Genomic DNA, 19268 nt, shown 5'->3' on the forward strand with positions numbered 1-19268 from the left:
TCCCGCCGGGCTAACCGGAACGTCCGCTCTCTCCCTCGAACCGCCTCGGTCCCCGTCCCATGAACCGCATTCTGTCCGGCATCCAGCCGACCGGAAACCTGCATATCGGCAATTACCTGGGCGCCTTGAAGAACTGGGTGCGGCTGCAGGCCGAGTACGACTGCATCTTCTGCATCGTCGATCTCCACGCCATCACCGTGCCGCAGGATCCGGCCGCGCTGCGCGCCAGCACGCGCGAGGTGGCTGCGACCTATATCGCGGCCGGCATCGACGCCGAGCGTGCGGTCATCTTCAACCAGTCGATGGTGTCGGCCCATGCCGAGCTCAGCTGGATCCTGACCTGCCTGACGCCGCTCGGCTGGCTCAACCGCATGACCCAGTTCAAGGACAAGGCCGGCAAGAACAAGGATTCGGTCGGGCTCGGGCTCTATGCCTATCCCGTGCTGATGGCGGCCGACATCCTGATCTACAAGGCGACGCACGTGCCGGTCGGCGAGGACCAGAAGCAGCATCTGGAGCTGGCCCGCGACCTGGCGCAGATGTTCAACAAGACGTTCGCGCCGGACTTCTTCCCGCTGCCCGAGCCTGTGATCATGGGCCCGGCAACGCGCGTCATGTCGCTCCGCGACGGCACCAAGAAGATGTCGAAGTCGGACGCGTCCGATTATTCGCGGATCAACATGACCGACGACGCCGACACGATCGCGCTCAAGATCCGCAAGGCCAAGACCGATCCCCTGCCGCTGCCGGTGAGCGTAGAGGCCGCCGCCGCCCGGCCCGAGGCGGAAAATCTGCTCAGCATCTATGCGGCGCTGACCGATGCCAGCCTCGCCGACACGGTGGCGCGCTTCGCCGGCGGCGAATTCGCCCGCTTCAAGGAGACGCTGGCCGAGATCGCCGTCGCCAAGCTGGCGCCCATCGCAGACGAGCGCGCGCGCATCCTGGCGGACGTGGGCGAGCTCGACCGGCTGTTGCGCCGCGGCGCCGAGCGGGCCAATGCGATCGCCGAGCCGACCATGGCGGCAGTCAAGGACCTGGTCGGCATGCTCAGGCCCTGAACGGACTGGGTGACCTACTGCGGCGCTTGCGGTTTGTTCCGCTCGGCCGAGTTGGTGATTGCCTGACCGGCCTTGCTAAGGTCCTCGCCTGCGCCGGCGGTCGTGTTGCAGGCGGCGATTGTCGGGCCGAGCGCGCCCAGCAGGACCAGCAGCAATAGGGTCTTGGCGGTTGTGCGGTTCGCGACGATCGGACGCATGGCTTCCCTCCTGGGCGGCGACCTCGGGATCGAGGCCTCTGCCCGGGACAACCCGGTGCTCCCGGTCGGGTTCCCGCCGGATCATATGCGGCGCGTCTACTTTCTTATCCAATCGATCTTGGACGTCTGAAGCGGCGGCGCCCACGTCTTCTCCCGTCGGGCGGCGATCCGCTCGATCAACCAGGAGATGGATCATGACCAAGTCGATGCTCGCCGCCCTCTGCACCACCGTCGCTGTATTGGCCGGCGGCAGCGCGTTCGCTGCCCAGCCCTATCATCCGGACCAGCTGCCGCCGCTCTTCGTCGACCCGGCCAAGGCACAGGCCGCCTGCCCGGCCGACCAGGTCGTCTGGGTCAACTGGACCGCGCGCAAGTCGCACGTGCCCGGCCAGTGGTACTATGCCAACACCCGCAACGGCGCCTATGCCTGCGCCCAGGCGTCCGCCCAGGCCGGCATCGAGCCCGCGACGAACTAAGGTCAAATCCCTCGACCCACGGCAAAGCCGGTCCGGGCGCTTGAAGCGCCCGCGCCGGCTTCGTGCTTTTCAGACACCGTAAGGCTCCAGCGTCGGTGCTGCGGCCTGGTCCTCGGGCCGGAGGTGACGCATGAGGCGTCCCTCGGCGAGCGCCACGGCGCGCGTGATGCAGAACGTCAGGATCAGATAGACGGCGCCCGCATCGAGGAACGCCTCATAGACGGCGAAGCTCTCGGCCACGATCGAGCGCGCGACGCCGGTGATGTCCAAGAGCGTGATCGTGCTCGCGAGCGACGATGACTTCACGACCAGGATGATCTCGTTGCCGTAGGCCGGCAGCGTCAGCCTCAGCGCCTGCGGCAGCACGATCTTGCGCAGGATCAGCCAGTGGCTCATGCCGAGCGCCCGCGCCGCCTCGACCTCGCCGGTCGGCACCGCCATGATGCCGCCGCGCAGGATCTCGGCCTGATAGGCGGCGGTGTTGAGTGCAAAGGCGATGACCGCGCAGGAGAACGGCTGACGCAGGATCGGCCAGAGCGGGCTCGCATGGACCCAGGCGAACTGGCCGGCGCCGTAATATATCAGATAGAGCTGGACCAGGAGCGGCGTGCCGCGCAGGCAGAAGATATAGCCGAAGGCCGGCATCCAGAGCGCGCGGCGCGGGCTCACCCGCGCAAACGCGATCGGCACGGACAGTACGGCGCCGGCCACGAGCGAGAGCGCGATCAGCTCAAGGCTGAGCCAGGCGCCGGCGAGGAAGCGCGGCAGGCTCCCGAGCATCAATTGCCAATCCATCGCTGCCCCTCAGACCCGCGCCAGGCCGCGCCGGGCGCGGCGTTCGAGTGCCGCGATGCCGAGGACGGAGATGGTCGTGAACAGGAGATAGACGCCGGCCGCGACGGCATAGAAGGTGAAGGGCTCGCGCGTGGCGCCGGCGGCGATCGCCGATTTCCGCATCAGCTCCTCGAGCCCCACGACCGAGATCAGCGACGTGTCCTTCAGGAGCACGAGCCAGACGTTGCCGAGGCCCGGCAGCGCCAGCCGCCAGACCTGCGGCAGCAGGACGAGGCGGACCATCTGCACTCGGTCGAGGCCCAGCGCGCGGGCCGCCTCGGCCTGGCCCTTGGGCACGCCTGCGATCGCGGCGCGCAGCACCTCGGTCGTATAGGCGCCGCACAAGATCGAGAGCGCGAACAGGCCGGCGCCGAAGCCGTCGACCTCGACATACTCGCCGGCAATCCAGGTGAGGAGCACGGTGCCGCCGAAATAGAGCAGCAGCAGGATCAGGAGCTCCGGCACGCCGCGCACGAGCGTGGTGTAGGCCTCGGCCGCGGCGCGCAGCCGTTTGGATTTCGATAGCTTGGCCGCGGCGCCGAGGCCGCCGATCATCAGGCCGAACACGAGGCTCAAGGCCGCGACCAGCAGGGTCAGGCCCGCGCCGGTAAGGATCTGGCCGCCGAAGCCCTTCAAATCCATCGAGCTTGCTTTCGAGAAGAGCGGCCGGGAACGGCGCTCAATAAATCGAGAAGGGGAAATATTTCGCGTCGATCTTGTCGTAGGTGCCGTCCTTGCGGATCTCGGCCAGCGCCTTGTCGAACGCGTCCTTGAGCTTGGTGTCGCCCGGCCGGACCGCGATGCCGGCGCCCTCGCCGAACCATTTCGGGTCCTTGAGCTCGGGTCCGACGAATTCGAAATCCTGGCCTTCGGGCTTGTTGAGGAAGCCTTCGAGCAGCACGATCGAATCGGCCAGCACCAGGTCGAGCCGGCCCGCCGTCAGGTCCAGGTCGGCATTTTCCTGGCTGTCGTAGAGCTTGATGTCGGCGACATCGGCGTAATTTTCCTGCAGGTATTGCGCATGAATGGTCGAGCGCTGGGCGCCGATCGTCTTGCCCTTCAACCCCTCCTTCGAGATCGTGAAGTCGGCGCCCTTCTTTTCGACGAAGCGGGCCGGCGTCTGATAGTACTTGTCGGTGAAATCGACCTTCTTCTTGCGCTCGTCCGTGATCGACATGGAGGCGACGATCGCATCGTATTTCTTGGCGAGCAGGCCCGGGATGATGCCGTCCCAATCCTGCGCCACGATCAGGCATTCGAGATGGGCGTGGTCGCAGAGCGCCTTGGCGATGTCGACGTCGAACCCCTCGAGCGTGCCGTCCGGCGCCTTGTAGTTGAACGGCGCATAGGCGCCTTCGGTCGCGATCCGGACCTTGTCCTGGGCCTGGGCGTGGCCGGCGATGCCGACCGCCGCCGCAATGAGCACGGCTGTGAGGGCTAGGCGCATCTCTTTCCTCCTGTCGTCTTCGCTCGGCCCTTGTTCGGAACGCTTCGCCTCAAGGCCGGGCGAAGCGTTCCGCCGGCCGCTTAGTAGATCGAGAAGTCGAAATATTTAGCGTTGATCTTCTGGTAAGTGCCGTTCGCCCGGATCGCGGCGATCGCCTTGTTGAAGGTCTCGCGCAGGGCGTCGTCGTTCTGGCGCACGGCGATCGCCGTGCCGGCGCCGAGCTTGAGCTCAGGCCCCACGAACGCGTAGTCGACGCCCTCGGGCTTGTTGAGGAAACTGCCGAGGAGCACGGCGGAGCTCGCCAGCACCAGGTCGAGCCGCCCGGACGTCAAGTCGAGCGTCACGTTCTCCTGGGTGTCGTAGAGCTTGACGTCGGCAACGTCGGCATAATTCTCCATGAGGTAGCTGGCATGGATGGTCGAGCGCTGCGCGCCGATCACCTTGCCTTTGAGGCCGTCCTTGGTGAAGGTGAAGTTGGCGCCCTTCTTCGCCACGAAGCGTGCCGGCATCTGGTAATACTTGTCGGTGAAGGCGACCTTCTTCTTGCGCTCCTCGGTGATCGCCATCGAGGCCACGATCGCGTCGTATTTCCTGGCGAGCAGGCCGGGGATGATGCCGTCCCAGTCCTGCGCCACGATCGTGCAGTCGAGATGGGCCTCGGCGCAGACGGCATTGGCGATGTCGACGTCGAAGCCCTGGAGCGTGCCGTCCGGCGCCTTGTAGTTGAACGGCGGATAGGCCCCTTCGGTCGCGATCCGGATCTTCTGCGGCGCATCCGCGGCCAGGACAGGAGCGGTGACAAGCCCGAGCAGCAGGCCGAACACAAGGGGGATGGCGCGAAGATTCATGACGGACCTCGAACACGGAAAAAAGCGGCGTCGAGGGTCGTGGCGCCGGCGGCTCGCGTCAAGCCTTACCGGGTGCCGTCATCTGTCAAAAAACTGCCGCCGCCGAGACGGGCTGGGACTGGGGGGAGCCAACGGCTCGACGGCGGCAGAGAGAAGCCGTGCCTGTTCGCGGGGGTCCGGCTTCGAAGAGATGTCGTCAGTCGGCGAGGCCGAGGGAATAGAAGCGAACGCGCGGCTGCTTGCGCCGCCGGCGCATCGGCTCCCGATCGAGCGTCGTGCCGAACAGCTTGTAGGCCTCCTGGCGGATGGCGTTCTCGCTCCGGCCAAGCTGCTGGGCGATCTCTTCGACCGGCAGTTTGCCCCAAGCGTGACCGAGCAGGCGGCGCTCGCTGTCCTGCCACTTCGGAAAACGGGCCATGGGCGCTCCCTCAGTTAATCGCGTAGAGCGCCAGGCCGAGCGACAGCAGCCCGAGCACAAGCGGCATGGCGGTGGCGATGTCGCGGGGACGGAAGGCGGCGAGATAAGCACGCATGACGGGCAAGCTCCCCTGGGCCAGCGGTTGGGGGGTCGGGTGGGCGTTCGGGTGGCCCAGGTGTAGCCCAGCACTGTGCCGCGATGATTTCGCGCAGCCGGGCGGTTTGTTTCGCAATGTTTCAGGCGGTTGGACGGTCATCCGCCGAAACCAAAATCTGCGGCAAAACCGCCGGCCAAACCCTGGGTGCGCGACAAAATCTCGAGCGGCGCAATAAATTTTCCGGGGCGTCAAATGACCCTTGCCGTGCTGCCGCCCTTGGCTGCTACCATCATTCTCCAAGCGGCCGTCGACCGAGGGAGACGTGCATGTGGTCGATCAGATCAGCCCGGGCGACGGACATCCAGGCGATTGCAAAGGTCGATGTCGAGACCTGGCAGACGACATATCCGGGCATGCTGCCCGACAATCTCCTGATGGCGCTCGACCCGCGCCAGCGCGCGCGCCAATGGTCCCGCTTCATCGCCCATCGGCCGGGCGACACGCTCATCGCGGTTGACGAGCGGGAGCATGTTCTGGGGTTCGGCAGCTGCGGCCCCCAGCGCGAGACGCTGCTGCCCTATGCCGGCGAGATCTTCACGCTCTATGTGGCACCCGACTACCAGGGCCAGGGCGTCGGCCGGCAGCTGTTGGTGGCACTGTTCCAGCGCATGATCCGCGGCGGCCTCGGTTCCGCCATGCTCTGGGTGCTGGCCGCCAACCCATCCCGCTATTTCTATGAACGGGTCGGCGGACGCCGCGTCGCCGACCGGCTGCTCGACATGGGCTCGTTCGGCGTCCCGGCCGTCGCCTACGGCTGGCCCGATCTCGCCGATGCCGTCCGACGCGCGGCCGGCGCCCGCAGCCGGATCGATTAACGGCAGGTCGACTGAAGGCGGATCGATCGGTCCGTCATTTGGCCGCCTGCAGCTGCTCGATCGCCTTCTGCACCCGGCCGGCTTCCGGGGAGCCCGGCGGCAATTGGTCGAGCAGGGTCTTCCAGTGGTCGGCTGCCTCCTGCGTCCGCCCGGTCGCGGCCGCGGCCAGGCCCAATTGCCAGAGCGCATCGGGCTGCTTCGGGTCGCGCTGCAACACCTGGCGATAGGCCGCTTCCGCCTTTTGCCCCTCGCCCAGCACGACATAGGCGCGCGCCAGGCGCTGCCAGCCGGCAAGATCGTCCGGATGGGCCTCGAGCCGCGCCGCCAGCCCCTCGACCATGCCGCGGATCGCTTGACCCTGCTCGCCCGGCGGCAGCTTCGCGATCTGTGCCGCGGCCGAGTCGCGGGGCCCGCCCGGGTCGGTCGATGGGCTGGGGCTGGCATCGGGCGCACCACCGGCGAGCCGGCGCTCGGCCTCCTCGCGCATTTCCGTCACCGTCGCGCGCCAGGGCGCGCCCGCGGGCGCATCCGCCTCGAGCGCCTTCCAGCCCGCGATCGCCTGCGGCAGATCGCCATGCTGGGCAGCGGAGAGCGCCAGGTAGTAGCGCGCCTTGATCCGGTTGTGGTCGGCGGCGACGGCGCGGGTGAACAGGTCCATGGCCGGATCGGTCACCTGGCCTTGGGCGGATCCCACCAGCAGCTCGGCATAGCCCTCCATCACGTCGGGCCGGTCCTTCGACATGGCCATCGCCTTTTCGTAGGCCGCCTTGCCGTCGTCCCACGCGCCGAGGCTGGCGTCGGTCCGCGCTAGCAGCAGCCAGCCGTCGAGGCTCTCCGGATCGGCCTTGAGCCGCGCTTCGAGCGCCACCTTGACCTTGGCTGGGTCGAGCGTGCCGTCCTCTGCGAGCAGCGCCCGCTCGGCCGACCGGGATGCCAGCGGCTGGTCCGGCATGTCCGGCTCGCCCAGCGCCAGATAGAGTCCGACCGCGGCGATCGGCAGGGTCAGCATGACAAGGATCGCGGCAAACCGGGCCGGGCGGGGCGCCGGCGGCGGCGCCTCGGCCTTGGCGGTCGCGGCGAGCAGCCGGCGCTCGATTTCGAGCCAGGCCGCCGCCGCCTCGCTGGCGCTGAGCGTGCCGCGCTCTTCGTCACGGCGAAGCTCGTCCAGCTGGTCGCGATAGACGGCGATGTCGAAGTCGGCGCGCGCCACGGCCGCCGCGTTCACGCGCAGCAACGGCCTGAGCAGGCCCGCCAGCACGCCGCCGGTCATGAGCGCCAGCACCACCCACAGCCAGATCATTTGTCGGGCCCGATCATTTGGTGGGCCAGATCATTTGTCGTCCGCCAGCAGCAGATCGACGCGGGCGCGTTCCTCGGACGTGAGCGGCGCCGGCGGCGCCGGCTGAGCGCGGCGGCGCTGTATCACGACGGCGGCACCGATGGCCAAGGCGACGGCCGGCCCGAACCACAGGACCCAGGTGGCCGGGTCGACCGGCGGCTTCAGCAGCACGAAATTGCCGTAGCGTGCCTGCAGGTAGGCCAGCACCTGTGCATTCGTGTCGCCGGCCGTGAGCCGCTCGCGCACCAGCACGCGCAGGTCATGGGCGAGGTCGGCGTTGGAATCGTCGATCGACTCGTTCTGGCACACGAGGCAGCGCAGCTCCTTGCTGAGGGCCCGGGCGCGCGCCTCCAGCACCGGGTCGGCGAGCCGCTCGTCCGGATTGACCGCGAGCGCCGGCCCGGCGGCGGCGAGCAACAGCAACAGAGCAAGGGTGAGCCGGGTGGTCATTGGGCCGACAGCGCCTCGAGCCGCGGCAGGATCTCGGTCTTCAGCACGGAATCGGTGAGCGCGCCGGCATAGCGGTAGCGGATGCGCCCGTCGCGATCGAGGATGAAGGTCTCGGGCACGCCATAGACGCCGAAGTCGATCGCCGTGCGCCCGTCGAGATCGAGACCGATGCGCTGGTACGGGTTGCCAAGGTCGCCGAGGAAGCGGCGGGCGTCCTGTGGCTTGTCTTTGTAAGCAACGCCATAGACCGGCACGCCGGAGGCGGCGAGGCCGGTCAGCGTCGGGTGCTCGACGCGGCAGGGCGCGCACCAGGACGCGAAGAAATTGACCAGCACCGGCTTGCCGCCGAGGTCGGCGCGCGCGAGGCCCGGCCGATCCTCGAGGATCGGCGGCAGAGTGAAGGCGGGCGCCGGCTTATCGATCATCGCCGACTTGAGCGCGGTCGGATCATGGCCCAAGCCCAGCGCGAACACGCCCACGAGGGCGGCAAAGGCTGCGACCGGCAGCAGGAACAGGAGGCGCCGGCCCATGCCGTTTGTCGGCTGAGTCGCGGCCGGCGCCGGTGACGTCTCAGGCGACAAGCTCGGCCTCCGCTCGGCGGACGCGGCGGACCGGCGCGCCGATCCTGAGCCGACGGTCGCTCAAGGACAGGCCGCCGCCCACGACCATGATGACGGCGCCGAACCAGACCCACGGCACCAGCGGGTTGTAGTAGAGCCGGAAGATCCAGCCGCCGTCCGGCTGCGGGTCGCCCAGCACGACATATTTGTCGCTCAAGCCGTCGGTGTGGATCGCAACGTCGGTCGTCGTCATGCGCTGCAGCGGATAGGTCTTGCGCGACGGATGGACCGTGGCGAAGACCTGCCCATCGTGGCTTATGGTGACCGTCGCCTCTTCCGCCGAATAGTTCGGGCCGGGCACGGGATCGACCCGCTCGAAGCGATAGGTGTCGCCGGCGAGCGCGATACTGCCGCCCGGCTTCACGGTCTGGATCGCCTCCTGCTGCCAGCCGCTCGCAATCGTGATGCCGGCGATGGTCACGGCCAGGCCCGCATGGGCCACGGTCATGCCGATGGCCGCGCGCGGCACATGGACGAGCCGGTTCATGACGACGCTCCAGGGCGCCCGAAACAGGCGGATGCGCTCGGCGAATTCCGCGAGCGTGCCGACGAGCAGCCAGGCAGCGAGCGCCATGCCAAACGGCGCCACCGCCTCATGGCCCTTCGTCAGCGCGACCATGGCGATGGCGACCGCGACGGTGGCACCAAAGGCAAGCCGGAGCCGGGCCAAGACGCCGGCGAGATCCGCGCGCTTCCATGTCAGGAGCGGCCCGGCCGCCATGGTGACGATGAGCGGCACCATCAGCGGCACGAAGGTCGCGTTGTAATAGGGAGATCCCACCGAGACCTTGTCGCCGCCGATCACGTCGAGGAACAGGGGATAGAGCGTGCCGAGGAACACGGTGAGCGCCGCGGTCGCGAGCAGCAGGTTGTTCAGCACCAGTGCCGATTCGCGGCTGATCGGCGCGAAGCTGCCGGTCGCGCGCAGCGCCGGTGCGCGAACCGCGAACAGCGTGAGCGAGCCGCCGATCGCAATGACCAGCAGCGCCAGGATGAAGGCGCCGCGCGCCGGGTCGACCGCGAAGGCGTGGACCGAGGACAGCACGCCCGAGCGCACGAGGAAGGTGCCGAGCAGCGAGAGCGAGAAGGTGACGATGGCGAGGAACAGGGTCCAGCCTTTGAGCGTGTCGCGCTTCTCGACCACGATCGCCGAATGCAGGAGCGCCGTGCCCGAAAGCCACGGCATGAAGGACGCATTCTCGACCGGGTCCCACGCCCACCAGCCGCCCCAGCCGAGCTCATAGTACGCCCACCAGCTGCCGAGGCAGATGCCGAGCGTCAAGGCGCACCAGGCCAGCAGCGTCCAGGGCCGGACCCAGCGCGCCCAGGCGGCGTCGACCCGGCCCTCGATCAGGGCCGCGACCGCAAAGGAAAAGGCCATCGAGAAGCCGACGTAGCCGAGGTACAGGAACGGCGGATGGAACGCCAGGCCCGGGTCCTGCAGGATCGGGTTCAGCCCCTGGCCGTCCGGCGGCACCGGCAGCACACGCAGGAACGGGTTCGACGTGAACAGGATGAAGGCCAAGAAGCCGACACCGATCATGCCGTGAACCGAGAGCACGCGCGCCTTCAACGCCGGCGGCAGGTTGCGGCCGAAGGCGGCGACGGCGGCGCCGTAGAGCGTCAGGATCAGCGCCCACAGCAGCATGGAGCCCTCGTGGTTGCCCCAGACGCCGGTCACCTTGTAGATGAGCGGCTTCAGCGAGTGGCTGTTCTCGACCACGTTCTTCAGCGAGAAGTCCGACGTGACATAGGCGTGGACGAGGGCGCCGAACGCGATCGCGACCGCGCCGAACTGCAGCAGTGCCGCCATCGGCGCCACGTCCATGAGCGGCCGGCGGCCCAACTGCGCTCCCGCCATCGGCAGGATCGCCTGCACGATCGCGATCAAGAGCGCCAGGATCAGCGCGAAATGGCCGAGCTCGGCGATCATCATGGCTTGCTGGTCCCCCGGCTGGTCACCGGGGCGTTCACCGGGGCGTTCACCGGCTGCACGGTCATCGATTGCGCCGGCGGGCTGGCGGCACCGGGCGCCGCCGCCTCGGCATCCGGGCGCCATTCGCCGGATTTCTTGAGCGCGGCCGCGACCTCGGGCGGCATGTATTTCTCGTCGTGCTTGGCCAGCAGGGTCGCGGCCGTGAAGCTGCCGTCCGGCGCAAGCTTACCCTCGGCGACCACGCCCTGGCCCTCGCGGAACAGCGCCGGCGCCACGCCGACGTAGCTTACCGCGAGGTCGGTCTTGCCGTCGGTCACCTTGAACTGGAAACGCTTGCCGCCGTCGGAGGTGACCAGGCTGCCGGTCTCGACCAGCCCGCCGATGCGCAAGCGCTTGGTTGTGCCCGGATGCTTCTGCACGAGGTCGGTCGGGCTGTAGAAGAACACGAGATTGTCGTCGAACGCGTTCAGCACGAGCGCCGTCGCGATGCCGAGGCAGGTCATGCCGGCCAGCACGAAGATCAGGCGGCGGCGTTTACGGGTCATCGATCCTCCCCGCGGCGCTCACCCGTGATCTGGGCGAGGCGGCGCTGCGCCATGCGATACCGCCGGATCGACAGGGTCGCCACGAGGCCGAGTGCCGCAGCGGCAATGCCGTAGGCGGGCCAGACGAAGATTGCGTAGCCGCCCATGGCGGCCCAGGTCGCAAGGCCCGTCATCCGAACACCGTCATCCGAACACCCGCGAATCCGCCGCTTCCAGCTGCGTCACTTCAAGCGCGCGGATCTTGCGCTCGATCAAGGCCGCGCGCATGCGCACGACGAGCAGCGTCGCGAACAGCAGGGTGAAGGCGAGCCCCATGACCAGGAGCGGCCAGAGCAGCGACGGGTCGATGGTCGGGCCGCCCATGCGCAGCACGCTCGCCGGCTGGTGCAGCGTGTTCCACCAGTCGACCGAGAACTTGATGATCGGCACGTTGACGAAGCCGACGAGCGCCAGGATCGCCGCCGCGCGCCGACCGCGGACCGGGTCGTCGAACGCGCTCGAGAGCGCCATGTATCCCAGATAGAGGAAGAACAGCACCAGGACCGAGGTCATGCGCGCGTCCCATGCCCACCAGGTGCCCCACATGGGCTGGCCCCAGAGCGAGCCCGAGACGAGGCAGAGCCCGGTGAAGGTGGCGCCCAAGGGCGCTGTCTCCTCGGCGGCGATCTCGGCCAAGGGATGGCGCCAGATGAGCGCGCAGGCGCTCGCCGCCGCCAGGCTGGTATAGGCGCACATCGCCATCCAGGCCGACGGCACATGGATGAACATGATGCGCACGCTCTCGCCCTGCTGATAGTCGGGCGGCGCTACGAAGAGCGCCAGCACGAGCCCAACGCCAAGCAAGAGCGCGGTCGCGGTGGCGAGCCAAGGCAGCGCGGGCTCACTCAAGCGCATGAAGCGGGCGGGGTTGGCGAAACGATGCATCGACTGTCTTCTACCGCATTCTTTGTCGGCGCTCTTGCATTTATCGGTGTTCTTGGCGGCCGGCGCTATTCCAGCGCTTGTCGCAGGGCCGCCGCCGCCGCCCATGGGCAGAGTGGCAGAGCCAACGCCAAGAGCGCACCCAGTACCATGACATGGGTCAAGCCGTCGCCTATTCCAGCCGGGTCGGCCGCCGCCACGCCGAAGATCAGCACGGGGATCTCGAGCGGCAGGACCAGCAGCGAGACCAGCACCGCCGCGCGCCGGGCGCCCAAGGTCAGCGCCGCACCGACCGCGCCCAGGAGGCTCAGGGTCGGCGTGCCGAGCGCCAGCGCCAGGACGAGGCGCGGCAGGCTCGCAGCGTCGAACTGCAGCATGGAGGCGACGATCGGCGCCGCGACCAAAAGCGGCAGGCCGCTCAAGAGCCAATGGGCGAGCGCCTTCGCGAGCACCGCGAGCTCGAGCGGCAGCGGCGAAAGGGCCATGAGGTCGAGCGTGCCGTCCTCCCAATCGCCCTGGAACAGCCGGTCAAGCGCCAGCAGCGAGGCGAGCAGCGCCATGACCCAGACGATGCCGACCGCGTCGCGCGCCAGCGCCTCGGGCTCGGGTCCGAGCCCGAACGGGAAAAGCAGGGCGGCCAGCACGAAGAAGATCACTGCCATCAGCCCGTCGCCGCCCTGGCGGAACGCCAGGCGCAGGTCGCGCAGCAGCAGGGCGCGAAAGCCGCTCATCCAAATCACCAGGCGGTCGCGGCGGCCGGCCGGGCCGGCGGGAAATCGGCGATCGACAGGTGCCGCGCCCGGGCGAGCGCCAGCGGCTGGTGGGTCGCGAGCAGCACGATGCCGCCCCGGGCCCGATGCCGTTCGATGAGGTCGGTCACGAGCGCCAGCGCCTCGTCGTCGAGCCCGACCGTCGGTTCGTCCAAAAGCCAGAGTGGCGCCTGCCAGGCGATGAGGCGGGCGAGCGCCAGGCGCCGGCGCTGGCCGGACGACAGAAACCGGCAGGGCTGCGCCGCGGCGCGGGCCAGGCCCATGGTTGTGAGTGGACCCAGCGTGTCGTCGAGCGGCCGGCCTGCGAGATCGGCCCAGAAGCGCAGGGTCTCGCGCGCGGTCAAGGCCGGCTTCAATGCCTCCTGATGGCCGACGAAATGCAGGACGCGCTGGTAGCTCTCGAGATCGTCCGCGATCGGCGCACCGTTCCAGCGGAGCGTGCCGGCGGTCGGACGGCCGAAGCCCGCGACGAGGCGCAGCAGGCTCGACTTGCCGCTGCCGTTCGGCCCGGTCAGCACCAGCGCGTCGCCCGGCTCGAGCGCGAAGCCGAGGCTGCTGAACAGTGGCCGCTCGCCCCGGACCCCAGACAGGCTCTCGGCGCTCAGCCGCATGCGCTCCGTCCGATAAGCCTGTCGATGTGCATGGGCCCGCCCGCGGGAAAAAGGGCGGAACTCATACCATCGGCGGCGGCATTTGTCGCGAAAACGCTGCAAACCCTCGCCCGCGGAAGCGGGAGAGGGTGCCGAGCGCGAGGGTCGGGCCCCTTCCCTCTCCCGCCCGCGCGGGCGAGGGGCAGTCAGCCCTTACCCCGCCAAGTCCCTGGCGGCCAGGATCGGGCCGGGTGCCACGGGTTGGACGAACAGGATGGCGCCCTCGGCCTCGACATTCGGCATCGGATATTCGGCGGCCGTGCCGTTCCACTCGCCAAGACGCACCAGCGAGCGCACGACCTGGTATTCGGTCAGTGTCCGCCCACCGTTCTCGCCGCGCCCGACCGGCGTCACGTGGCTCCGGTCGTAGCCGGCGAGCCAGACATCGGCCTGGACCGCGTCGCCCGCGCCGATCCGGACCGTGCGGCCGCCCTTGTCGTCGGTACGGATGTCGATGGCGGGGCCGGCGTCGGCCCGGCGCCGTGCCGAGTTGATGAGGGCCAGGATATTCTCCCGGTCGGACCCGACCGCGTCGGCCGCCCCGTCGACGACGAGCTGCGGCGTGTAGATCGAGCGCTTGCCGAGCCGGCGCGCATAGTCGTTCTGCCGGGCGGTCGCGGTGGCACTCGAGAACGGGTCGCGCCAGCCGAGCCCGTTCCAGTAGTCAACATGGAACGCGAGCGCCAACACGCCCGGCCGGCGCGCGAGCTCGCCCAGGAGCGCGTCCGCCGGCGGGCAGGAATTGCAGCCCTGCGAGGTGAAGAGCTCGATCAGCACCGGCCGCGCGCCCTGGCCGGCGCCCGGGTCGCTCTGGGCGTCGACCTGGTGAATGCGGGCAGAGCCGGCGAGGGCGAAACCGGCGGCGAAGAGCGCGAGGCGGCGAAGCATGGTCATGATGGGAGGATTAGGCGCCGGCCCCGCCGCCGGCGCCAGTCAACTCCGGTCACGTTCGGGTGAGCCTGTCTTTCCCTTGCCCGTCTTTCCCTTGATGTAGGCCGCCACCGTCGAGCCAGTCCTGGGCCTGGGCCCGGCCCTGGTCGCGGAGCGCCGTCAGGAACGTCCAGTCGAGATCGAGCGCGCTGCCCGGCGGCGCACCGTCGGTCTCGATGACCAGCCGGTGCAGCCGGAAGCGCCCGGCCGCGGCGTCGGGTGCGAGCGCCGCCCATTCCTCGATGAGCGGCCGGTTGAACACGATCTGGTTCAGCCGCTGCGCGATCTCCCGGGCGCTCGTCGGCAGGCCGTCGTGCTCGACCGGGTTCAGCTGGACGACCAGCAGATCGTCCGGCGGCTTGCCTTCGATGAGCGCTTTGAGCGGCGGATTGAGCGAATAGCCGCCGTCCCAATAGGCCTCGCCCTCGATCTCGACCGCCTGGTGGATGAACGGCAGGCAGGCGGACGCGATGACCGCGTCGAGCGTGATTTCGCCGCGGCGGAACAGGCGCGGCTCGCCGTCGCGGATTCGTGTCGCGGCGATGATCAGCTCCGGCGCCGCCGCGTCGGCGAGGACGGCGAAATTCACCTCCTCGGCCAGCACCTCGCGCAGCGGGTTCACGTCGAGCGGGTTCAGCTGATAGGGCGAGAACAGGCGCGAGGTGACATCGAGCGCCACCGCGCCGGCCGACTGGCCGAGCCCCGGCAGCCAGCTCGGCCGGGCGAAGCTCGCCTTTTCGGAGAGTCGCCGCCATACCCGTTCGAGGCCGAGGCGCGCCGCCTCGGGGCCGCCCAGCACCCAGTTGCTGATGAGCGTCACGCCGTTGACGGCACCGGCGCTGGCGCCGCTCACGGCACTAAGCGGCAGGTCCGGCTCTTCGAGCAGGCGGTCGAGCACGCCCCAAGTGAAGGCGCCGAGCGCGCCGCCGCCCTGCAGGCCCAGGGCCAGCCTTCGGCGGCCGGCCGATGGTTTGGGCTGGGGTTCCTCATGCTCGGGTTCGGCGGCGGGCTTGCCCGGCCTGATCCAACGGCCCAGCTGATCGACGACCCAGGCGGTCTGGCGGCGCGACTTGGCCATCCGGCTTTCCTTCCTCGGCGGTGATCCCTGGAAAGATGCTGGCTCGGGGCTGATGTTGGGCCGTCAATGTGACATCAGTACCGGCAGGGTCATGTGGTCGAGGATCGCGCGCGTGACGCCGCCCATGATCAACTCGCGCAGGCGGCTGTGGCCGTAGGCGCCCATGACCAGGAGATCGGACGACAGGTCCGCCGCCAGCGACAGCAGCAGATCGGGCACGGCGATGGTGCCGCCGCCGTCGTTGCGCGCCTCGGCGGCGACGTTGTGGCGGGCGAGATGGGCGGCGAGTGCCGCCGCCCCTTGCGTCGCCGAGCCGCCGCTCTGCAGCTTGTCGCCGACCGTGACGATCGTGACCCGTTCGGCCCGGGTCAGAAGCGGCATGGCGTCGCCGACTGCGCGCGCCGCCTCACGGCCGCCGTCCCAGGCGACGAGCACGCGTCGGCCGAGCGAGGGGAACCGGCCGGCGTAGGGCATGATGAGGCACGGCCGGCCGGCCGACAGCGGCACATGCTCGGCCAAGCCCGGTGTCGAGCTGAATGGCGCCGCCTGCGGCTCGCTCTGGCCCAGCACGATGAGGTCGGCATAGCGGCCGTGCTGCGTCACCGTCCGGTCGGCAAGCCCGCTCGCCTCGCGCCATTCGCGGCCGATCGCCCGGCCGGCGACCTGGCGGTCGAACAGTTCGCGCGCCCGCGCCCGGTCCGCCTCGGCCCGTTCGGCGGCGTAGCGGATCACCATTTCGGTGGCGTAGCCCTCGATCCAGGGCATCTCCTCGGCCGTCGACGCGATATGCAGCCCGACCAGATGGCCTTCGCCTGCCTCGGCCAGTGCAGCCGCAGCCTCGACGCGCCATTCCGCCGCCCTGCCGCCGTCGACATGGACCAGGATGTCTTTGAGCATGGTTCGATCCTCCGAAGGGATGTCACGATACCAACGCTTGAACACCGCATATGGTACGCCACGGCGGAGAACGCCCCAAAAGAAAACGGCCGGGGCGTCGCCGCCCCGGCCGATCTCCGTCAGAATGAAGGCCGCAAGCCTTTGATCAGGCGGCGTCCTTCATCATGTTGCGCAGCACGTAGTGCAGGATGCCGCCGTGGCGGTAGTACTCGACTTCGTCGAGGGTATCGATCCGGCACTTCAGCGTGACGTCGGTCTTGGAGCCGTCGGCGCGGGTGATCGTGCAGGCGACGTCCATGCCCGGCTTGATGCCTTTCTCGACGCCGGTGATGTCGACCGTCTCGGTGCCGTCGAGCTTCAGGGTCTGGCGCGTCATGCCATCCTTGAACACGAGCGGCAGGATGCCCATGCCGACCAGGTTCGAGCGGTGGATGCGCTCGAAGCTCTCGGCGATGACCGCCTTGACGCCGAGCAGCCGGGTGCCCTTGGCCGCCCAGTCGCGCGACGAGCCGGTGCCGTATTCCTTGCCGGCGAAGATGACCAGCGGCGTGCCTTCCTTCTGGTACTCCATCGCCGCGTCATAGATCGACTCGACCTTGCCGTTCTTCTTGGTGACGCCGCCTTCGACGCCCGGCACCAGCTCGTTCTTGATGCGCACGTTGGCGAACGTGCCACGCATCATGACCTCGTGGTTGCCGCGGCGCGAGCCGTAGCTGTTGAAGTCGGCCGGACGCACCTGGTAGCCCAGCAGGTACTGGCCCGCCGGGCCGTCCTTCTTGATCGAGCCGGCCGGCGAGATGTGGTCGGTCGTGATCGAGTCGCCGAGGATGGCCAAGAGCTTGGCGCCCTTGACGTCGGAGACCGGCGCCGGCTCCTTCGGCATGTTCTCGAAGAACGGCGGGTGCGCGATGTAGGTCGAGCCCTCGACCCACTTGTAGGTCTTGCCGGTCGCGGTCTCGATCTTCTGCCACGCCGCCGGGCCCTTGAACACGTCGGCGTAGCGCGACTTGAACATCTTGGACGTCAGGTTCTTGTGGACCGTGTCCGCGATCTCCTCGTTCGACGGCCAGATGTCTTTCAGGTAGACCGGCTTGCCGTCCGAGCCGGTGCCGATCGGGTCCTTGGTCAGGTCGATGTTCATCGAGCCGGCGAGCGCGTAGGCCACGACCAGCGGCGGCGAGGCCAGGTAGTTCGCGCGCACGTGCGGGCTGATGCGGCCTTCGAAGTTGCGGTTGCCCGACAGCACGGCGGCAACCGTCAGGTCGCCCTCCTCGACCGCCTTGGCGATCGGGTCGGGCAGCGGGCCGGAATTGCCGATGCAGGTGGTGCAGCCGTAGCCGACCAGGTTGAATCCCAGCTTGTCGAGCTCCTTGTCGAGGCCGGACTGAGCCAGGTACTCGGTCACGACCTGGCTGCCGGGGGCGAGCGAGGTCTTGACCCACGGCTTGACCGTCAGGCCCTTGGCGGCCGCGTTGCGCGCGACGAGGCCGGCGGCCAGCATGACCGACGGGTTCGACGTATTGGTGCAGCTCGTGATCGCCGCGATCACCACGCTGCCGTGGCCGATCTCGTAGTTGGTGCCGTCGACCTTGACCTGCTTCGCAAGCTTGGCCGGGTCCTCGGTGTTGGCGAGCTTCGGCAGCTCGGTCTTGAACGAGGGGGCCGCGGCCGACAGCAGCACCTTGTCCTGCGGGCGGCGCGGGCCGGCCAAGGACGGCTCGACGGTCGAAAGGTCGAGCTCGAGCGTGTCGGTGAAGACCGGGTCCGGCGTCGCGTCATCGCGCCACATGCCCTGGGCCTTGGCATAGGCCTCGACGAGCGCCACCCGGTCGGCGTCGCGGCCGGAGAAGGTCAGGTACTTGATCGTCTCGGCGTCGATCGGGAAGAAGCCGCAGGTCGCACCATATTCCGGCGCCATGTTGCCGATCGTGGCGCGGTCGGCGACGGAGAGCGCGCTGATGCCGGGCCCGAAGAACTCGACGAACCGGCCGACGACGCCCTTCTTGCGCAGCATCTGGGTCACGGTCAGCACCAGGTCGGTTGCGGTCGCCCCCTCGCGGAGCTTGCCCGACAGCTTGAAGCCCACGACCTCGGGCAGCACCATCGAGATCGGCTGGCCCAGCATGGCCGCCTCGGCCTCGATGCCGCCGACGCCCCAGCCTAGGACCGCCATGCCGTTCACCATGGTGGTGTGGCTGTCGGTGCCGACGAGCGTGTCCGGATAGGCCACCAGCGTGCCGTCATCCTCCTTGCCGACCCAGACGGCCTGGGCCAGGTACTCGAGGTTGACCTGGTGGCAGATGCCGGTGCCCGGCGGCACGACGCGGAAATTGTCGAACGCGTCCTGGCCCCAGCGCAGGAAGGAATAGCGCTCGCCGTTGCGCTCGAACTCGAGGTCGACGTTCTCCTCGAACGCCTTGGGCGAGCCGAAATAATCGACCATGACCGAATGGTCGATGACGAGGTCGACCGGCGACAGCGGGTTGATCTTCTCCGGGTCGCCGCCCAGGTTGACCATCGCCTGGCGCATGGCGGCCAGATCGCAGACCGCCGGCACGCCGGTGAAGTCCTGCATCAGCACGCGCGCCGGGCGGAATGCGATCTCGCGGGTCGAGGTCTTGTCCTTGAGCCACTGGCCCACGGCCTTGACGTCGTCGACCGACACGGTCCGGCCGTTCTCGAGCCGGACCAGGTTTTCCAGGAGCACGCGCAGCGAGAAGGGCAGGCGGGAGATATCGCCCAGGCCCGCAGCCTCGGCCGCCGCCGGCAGGCTGTAATAGTCATAGGTCTTCCCGCCCGCCGTCAGCTGGCGACGGGTCTTCAGCGTGTCATGGCCGGAATATTTCACGGCGAACTCCTTTGGCTCGGCAATGTCGTGAGGG

At 68.8% G+C, this 19268-nt stretch carries 21 protein-coding genes and 1 pseudogene; 3 read left to right on the top strand and 19 right to left on the bottom strand.

From position 1 onward, the window contains the following. Window positions 1-59: 59 nt before the first annotated feature. Complete coding sequence (gene trpS, locus IEY58_RS22235; protein ID WP_189049890.1) at window positions 60-1058, top strand: tryptophan--tRNA ligase; 999 nt, start codon at window positions 60-62, stop codon at window positions 1056-1058. Window positions 1059-1072: 14 nt separating this feature from the next. On the opposite strand, the gene IEY58_RS22240 is transcribed toward trpS, so the two are convergent. Continuing rightward, window positions 1073-1255: an entericidin A/B family lipoprotein gene (locus IEY58_RS22240; RefSeq protein ID WP_189049892.1), complete on the bottom strand. Its 183-nt coding sequence runs from the start codon at window positions 1253-1255 to the stop codon at window positions 1073-1075. A gap of 194 nt (window positions 1256-1449) precedes the next feature. On the opposite strand from IEY58_RS22240, the gene IEY58_RS22245 reads away from it, so the two are divergent. Next, complete coding sequence (locus IEY58_RS22245; RefSeq protein ID WP_189049894.1) at window positions 1450-1731, top strand: hypothetical protein; 282 nt, start codon at window positions 1450-1452, stop codon at window positions 1729-1731. Between the two features lie 69 nt (window positions 1732-1800). Here IEY58_RS22245 and IEY58_RS22250 read toward each other — a convergent pair whose 3' ends face one another. From IEY58_RS22250 to IEY58_RS22270, 5 genes are all read right to left on the bottom strand, one after another. Beyond that, window positions 1801-2511, bottom strand: coding sequence for an ABC transporter permease (locus tag IEY58_RS22250; RefSeq protein WP_308422445.1), 711 nt, complete (start codon window positions 2509-2511; stop codon window positions 1801-1803). 24 nt (window positions 2512-2535) lie between these two features. Beyond that, window positions 2536-3207 (bottom strand): ABC transporter permease, encoded by a 672-nt coding sequence (locus tag IEY58_RS22255; protein WP_189049898.1) that lies wholly within the window; start codon window positions 3205-3207, stop codon window positions 2536-2538. A gap of 37 nt (window positions 3208-3244) precedes the next feature. Beyond that, window positions 3245-4012, bottom strand: coding sequence for an ABC transporter substrate-binding protein (locus tag IEY58_RS22260; RefSeq protein WP_189049900.1), 768 nt, complete (start codon window positions 4010-4012; stop codon window positions 3245-3247). 80 nt (window positions 4013-4092) lie between these two features. Further along, complete coding sequence (locus IEY58_RS22265) at window positions 4093-4860, bottom strand: ABC transporter substrate-binding protein (protein ID WP_189049902.1); 768 nt, start codon at window positions 4858-4860, stop codon at window positions 4093-4095. 196 nt (window positions 4861-5056) lie between these two features. Continuing rightward, window positions 5057-5278, bottom strand: a complete 222-nt coding sequence (locus IEY58_RS22270) for a hypothetical protein (RefSeq protein WP_189049904.1) — start codon at window positions 5276-5278, stop codon at window positions 5057-5059. Window positions 5279-5701: 423 nt separating this feature from the next. On the opposite strand from IEY58_RS22270, the gene IEY58_RS22275 reads away from it, so the two are divergent. Continuing rightward, window positions 5702-6250, top strand: coding sequence for a GNAT family N-acetyltransferase (locus IEY58_RS22275; RefSeq protein ID WP_189049906.1), 549 nt, complete (start codon window positions 5702-5704; stop codon window positions 6248-6250). Window positions 6251-6284: 34 nt separating this feature from the next. Here IEY58_RS22275 and ccmI read toward each other — a convergent pair whose 3' ends face one another. From ccmI to acnA, 13 genes and pseudogenes are all read right to left on the bottom strand, one after another. Beyond that, window positions 6285-7550 (bottom strand): c-type cytochrome biogenesis protein CcmI, encoded by a 1266-nt coding sequence (gene ccmI / locus IEY58_RS22280; RefSeq protein WP_189049909.1) that lies wholly within the window; start codon window positions 7548-7550, stop codon window positions 6285-6287. A 30-nt stretch (window positions 7551-7580) separates the two neighbouring features. Continuing rightward, window positions 7581-8039, bottom strand: a complete 459-nt coding sequence (locus IEY58_RS22285; RefSeq protein WP_189049911.1) for a cytochrome c-type biogenesis protein — start codon at window positions 8037-8039, stop codon at window positions 7581-7583. Next, window positions 8036-8620: a DsbE family thiol:disulfide interchange protein gene (locus IEY58_RS22290; RefSeq protein ID WP_308422446.1), complete on the bottom strand. Its 585-nt coding sequence runs from the start codon at window positions 8618-8620 to the stop codon at window positions 8036-8038. Before IEY58_RS22290 ends, IEY58_RS22285 begins: the two co-directional genes overlap by 4 nt. Further along, a complete protein-coding gene (locus IEY58_RS22295) occupies window positions 8610-10592 on the bottom strand; it encodes a heme lyase CcmF/NrfE family subunit (protein ID WP_189050099.1) in 1983 nt (660 codons plus the stop codon). Before IEY58_RS22295 ends, IEY58_RS22290 begins: the two co-directional genes overlap by 11 nt. A gap of 95 nt (window positions 10593-10687) precedes the next feature. Further along, a pseudogene (gene ccmE, locus IEY58_RS22300) lies at window positions 10688-11140 on the bottom strand (cytochrome c maturation protein CcmE); the annotation flags it as partial. Next, window positions 11137-11313 carry a heme exporter protein CcmD gene (ccmD, locus tag IEY58_RS22305; RefSeq protein ID WP_189049915.1) on the bottom strand — a complete coding sequence of 59 codons (177 nt, stop codon included), beginning with the start codon at window positions 11311-11313 and terminating at the stop codon, window positions 11137-11139. The gene ccmD and the pseudogene ccmE, both read right to left, overlap by 4 nt. A gap of 10 nt (window positions 11314-11323) precedes the next feature. After that, window positions 11324-12064: a heme ABC transporter permease gene (locus IEY58_RS22310; protein ID WP_189049917.1), complete on the bottom strand. Its 741-nt coding sequence runs from the start codon at window positions 12062-12064 to the stop codon at window positions 11324-11326. 65 nt (window positions 12065-12129) lie between these two features. Continuing rightward, on the bottom strand, window positions 12130-12792 hold the full coding sequence (ccmB, locus tag IEY58_RS22315) for a heme exporter protein CcmB (protein WP_189049919.1): 663 nt from the start codon (window positions 12790-12792) through the stop codon (window positions 12130-12132). Window positions 12793-12797: 5 nt separating this feature from the next. Continuing rightward, the gene (gene ccmA, locus IEY58_RS22320) at window positions 12798-13442 is read right to left on the bottom strand and encodes a heme ABC exporter ATP-binding protein CcmA (protein ID WP_189049921.1); all 645 of its coding nucleotides are present in this window, start codon (window positions 13440-13442) and stop codon (window positions 12798-12800) included. A gap of 192 nt (window positions 13443-13634) precedes the next feature. Further along, window positions 13635-14375 (bottom strand): DUF1223 domain-containing protein, encoded by a 741-nt coding sequence (locus IEY58_RS22325; protein ID WP_189049923.1) that lies wholly within the window; start codon window positions 14373-14375, stop codon window positions 13635-13637. Window positions 14376-14424: 49 nt separating this feature from the next. Further along, entirely contained in the window at window positions 14425-15489 is a 1065-nt protein-coding gene (locus IEY58_RS22330) for a patatin-like phospholipase family protein (RefSeq protein WP_189049925.1), read from the bottom strand. A gap of 63 nt (window positions 15490-15552) precedes the next feature. Next, complete coding sequence (locus IEY58_RS22335) at window positions 15553-16386, bottom strand: universal stress protein (protein WP_189049927.1); 834 nt, start codon at window positions 16384-16386, stop codon at window positions 15553-15555. Window positions 16387-16531: 145 nt separating this feature from the next. Next, window positions 16532-19234: an aconitate hydratase AcnA gene (gene acnA, locus IEY58_RS22340; RefSeq protein WP_229743875.1), complete on the bottom strand. Its 2703-nt coding sequence runs from the start codon at window positions 19232-19234 to the stop codon at window positions 16532-16534. Between the last annotated feature and the right edge of the window lie 34 nt (window positions 19235-19268).

The organism is Aliidongia dinghuensis (assembly GCF_014643535.1).
Classification (GTDB): domain Bacteria; phylum Pseudomonadota; class Alphaproteobacteria; order ATCC43930; family CGMCC-115725; genus Aliidongia; species Aliidongia dinghuensis.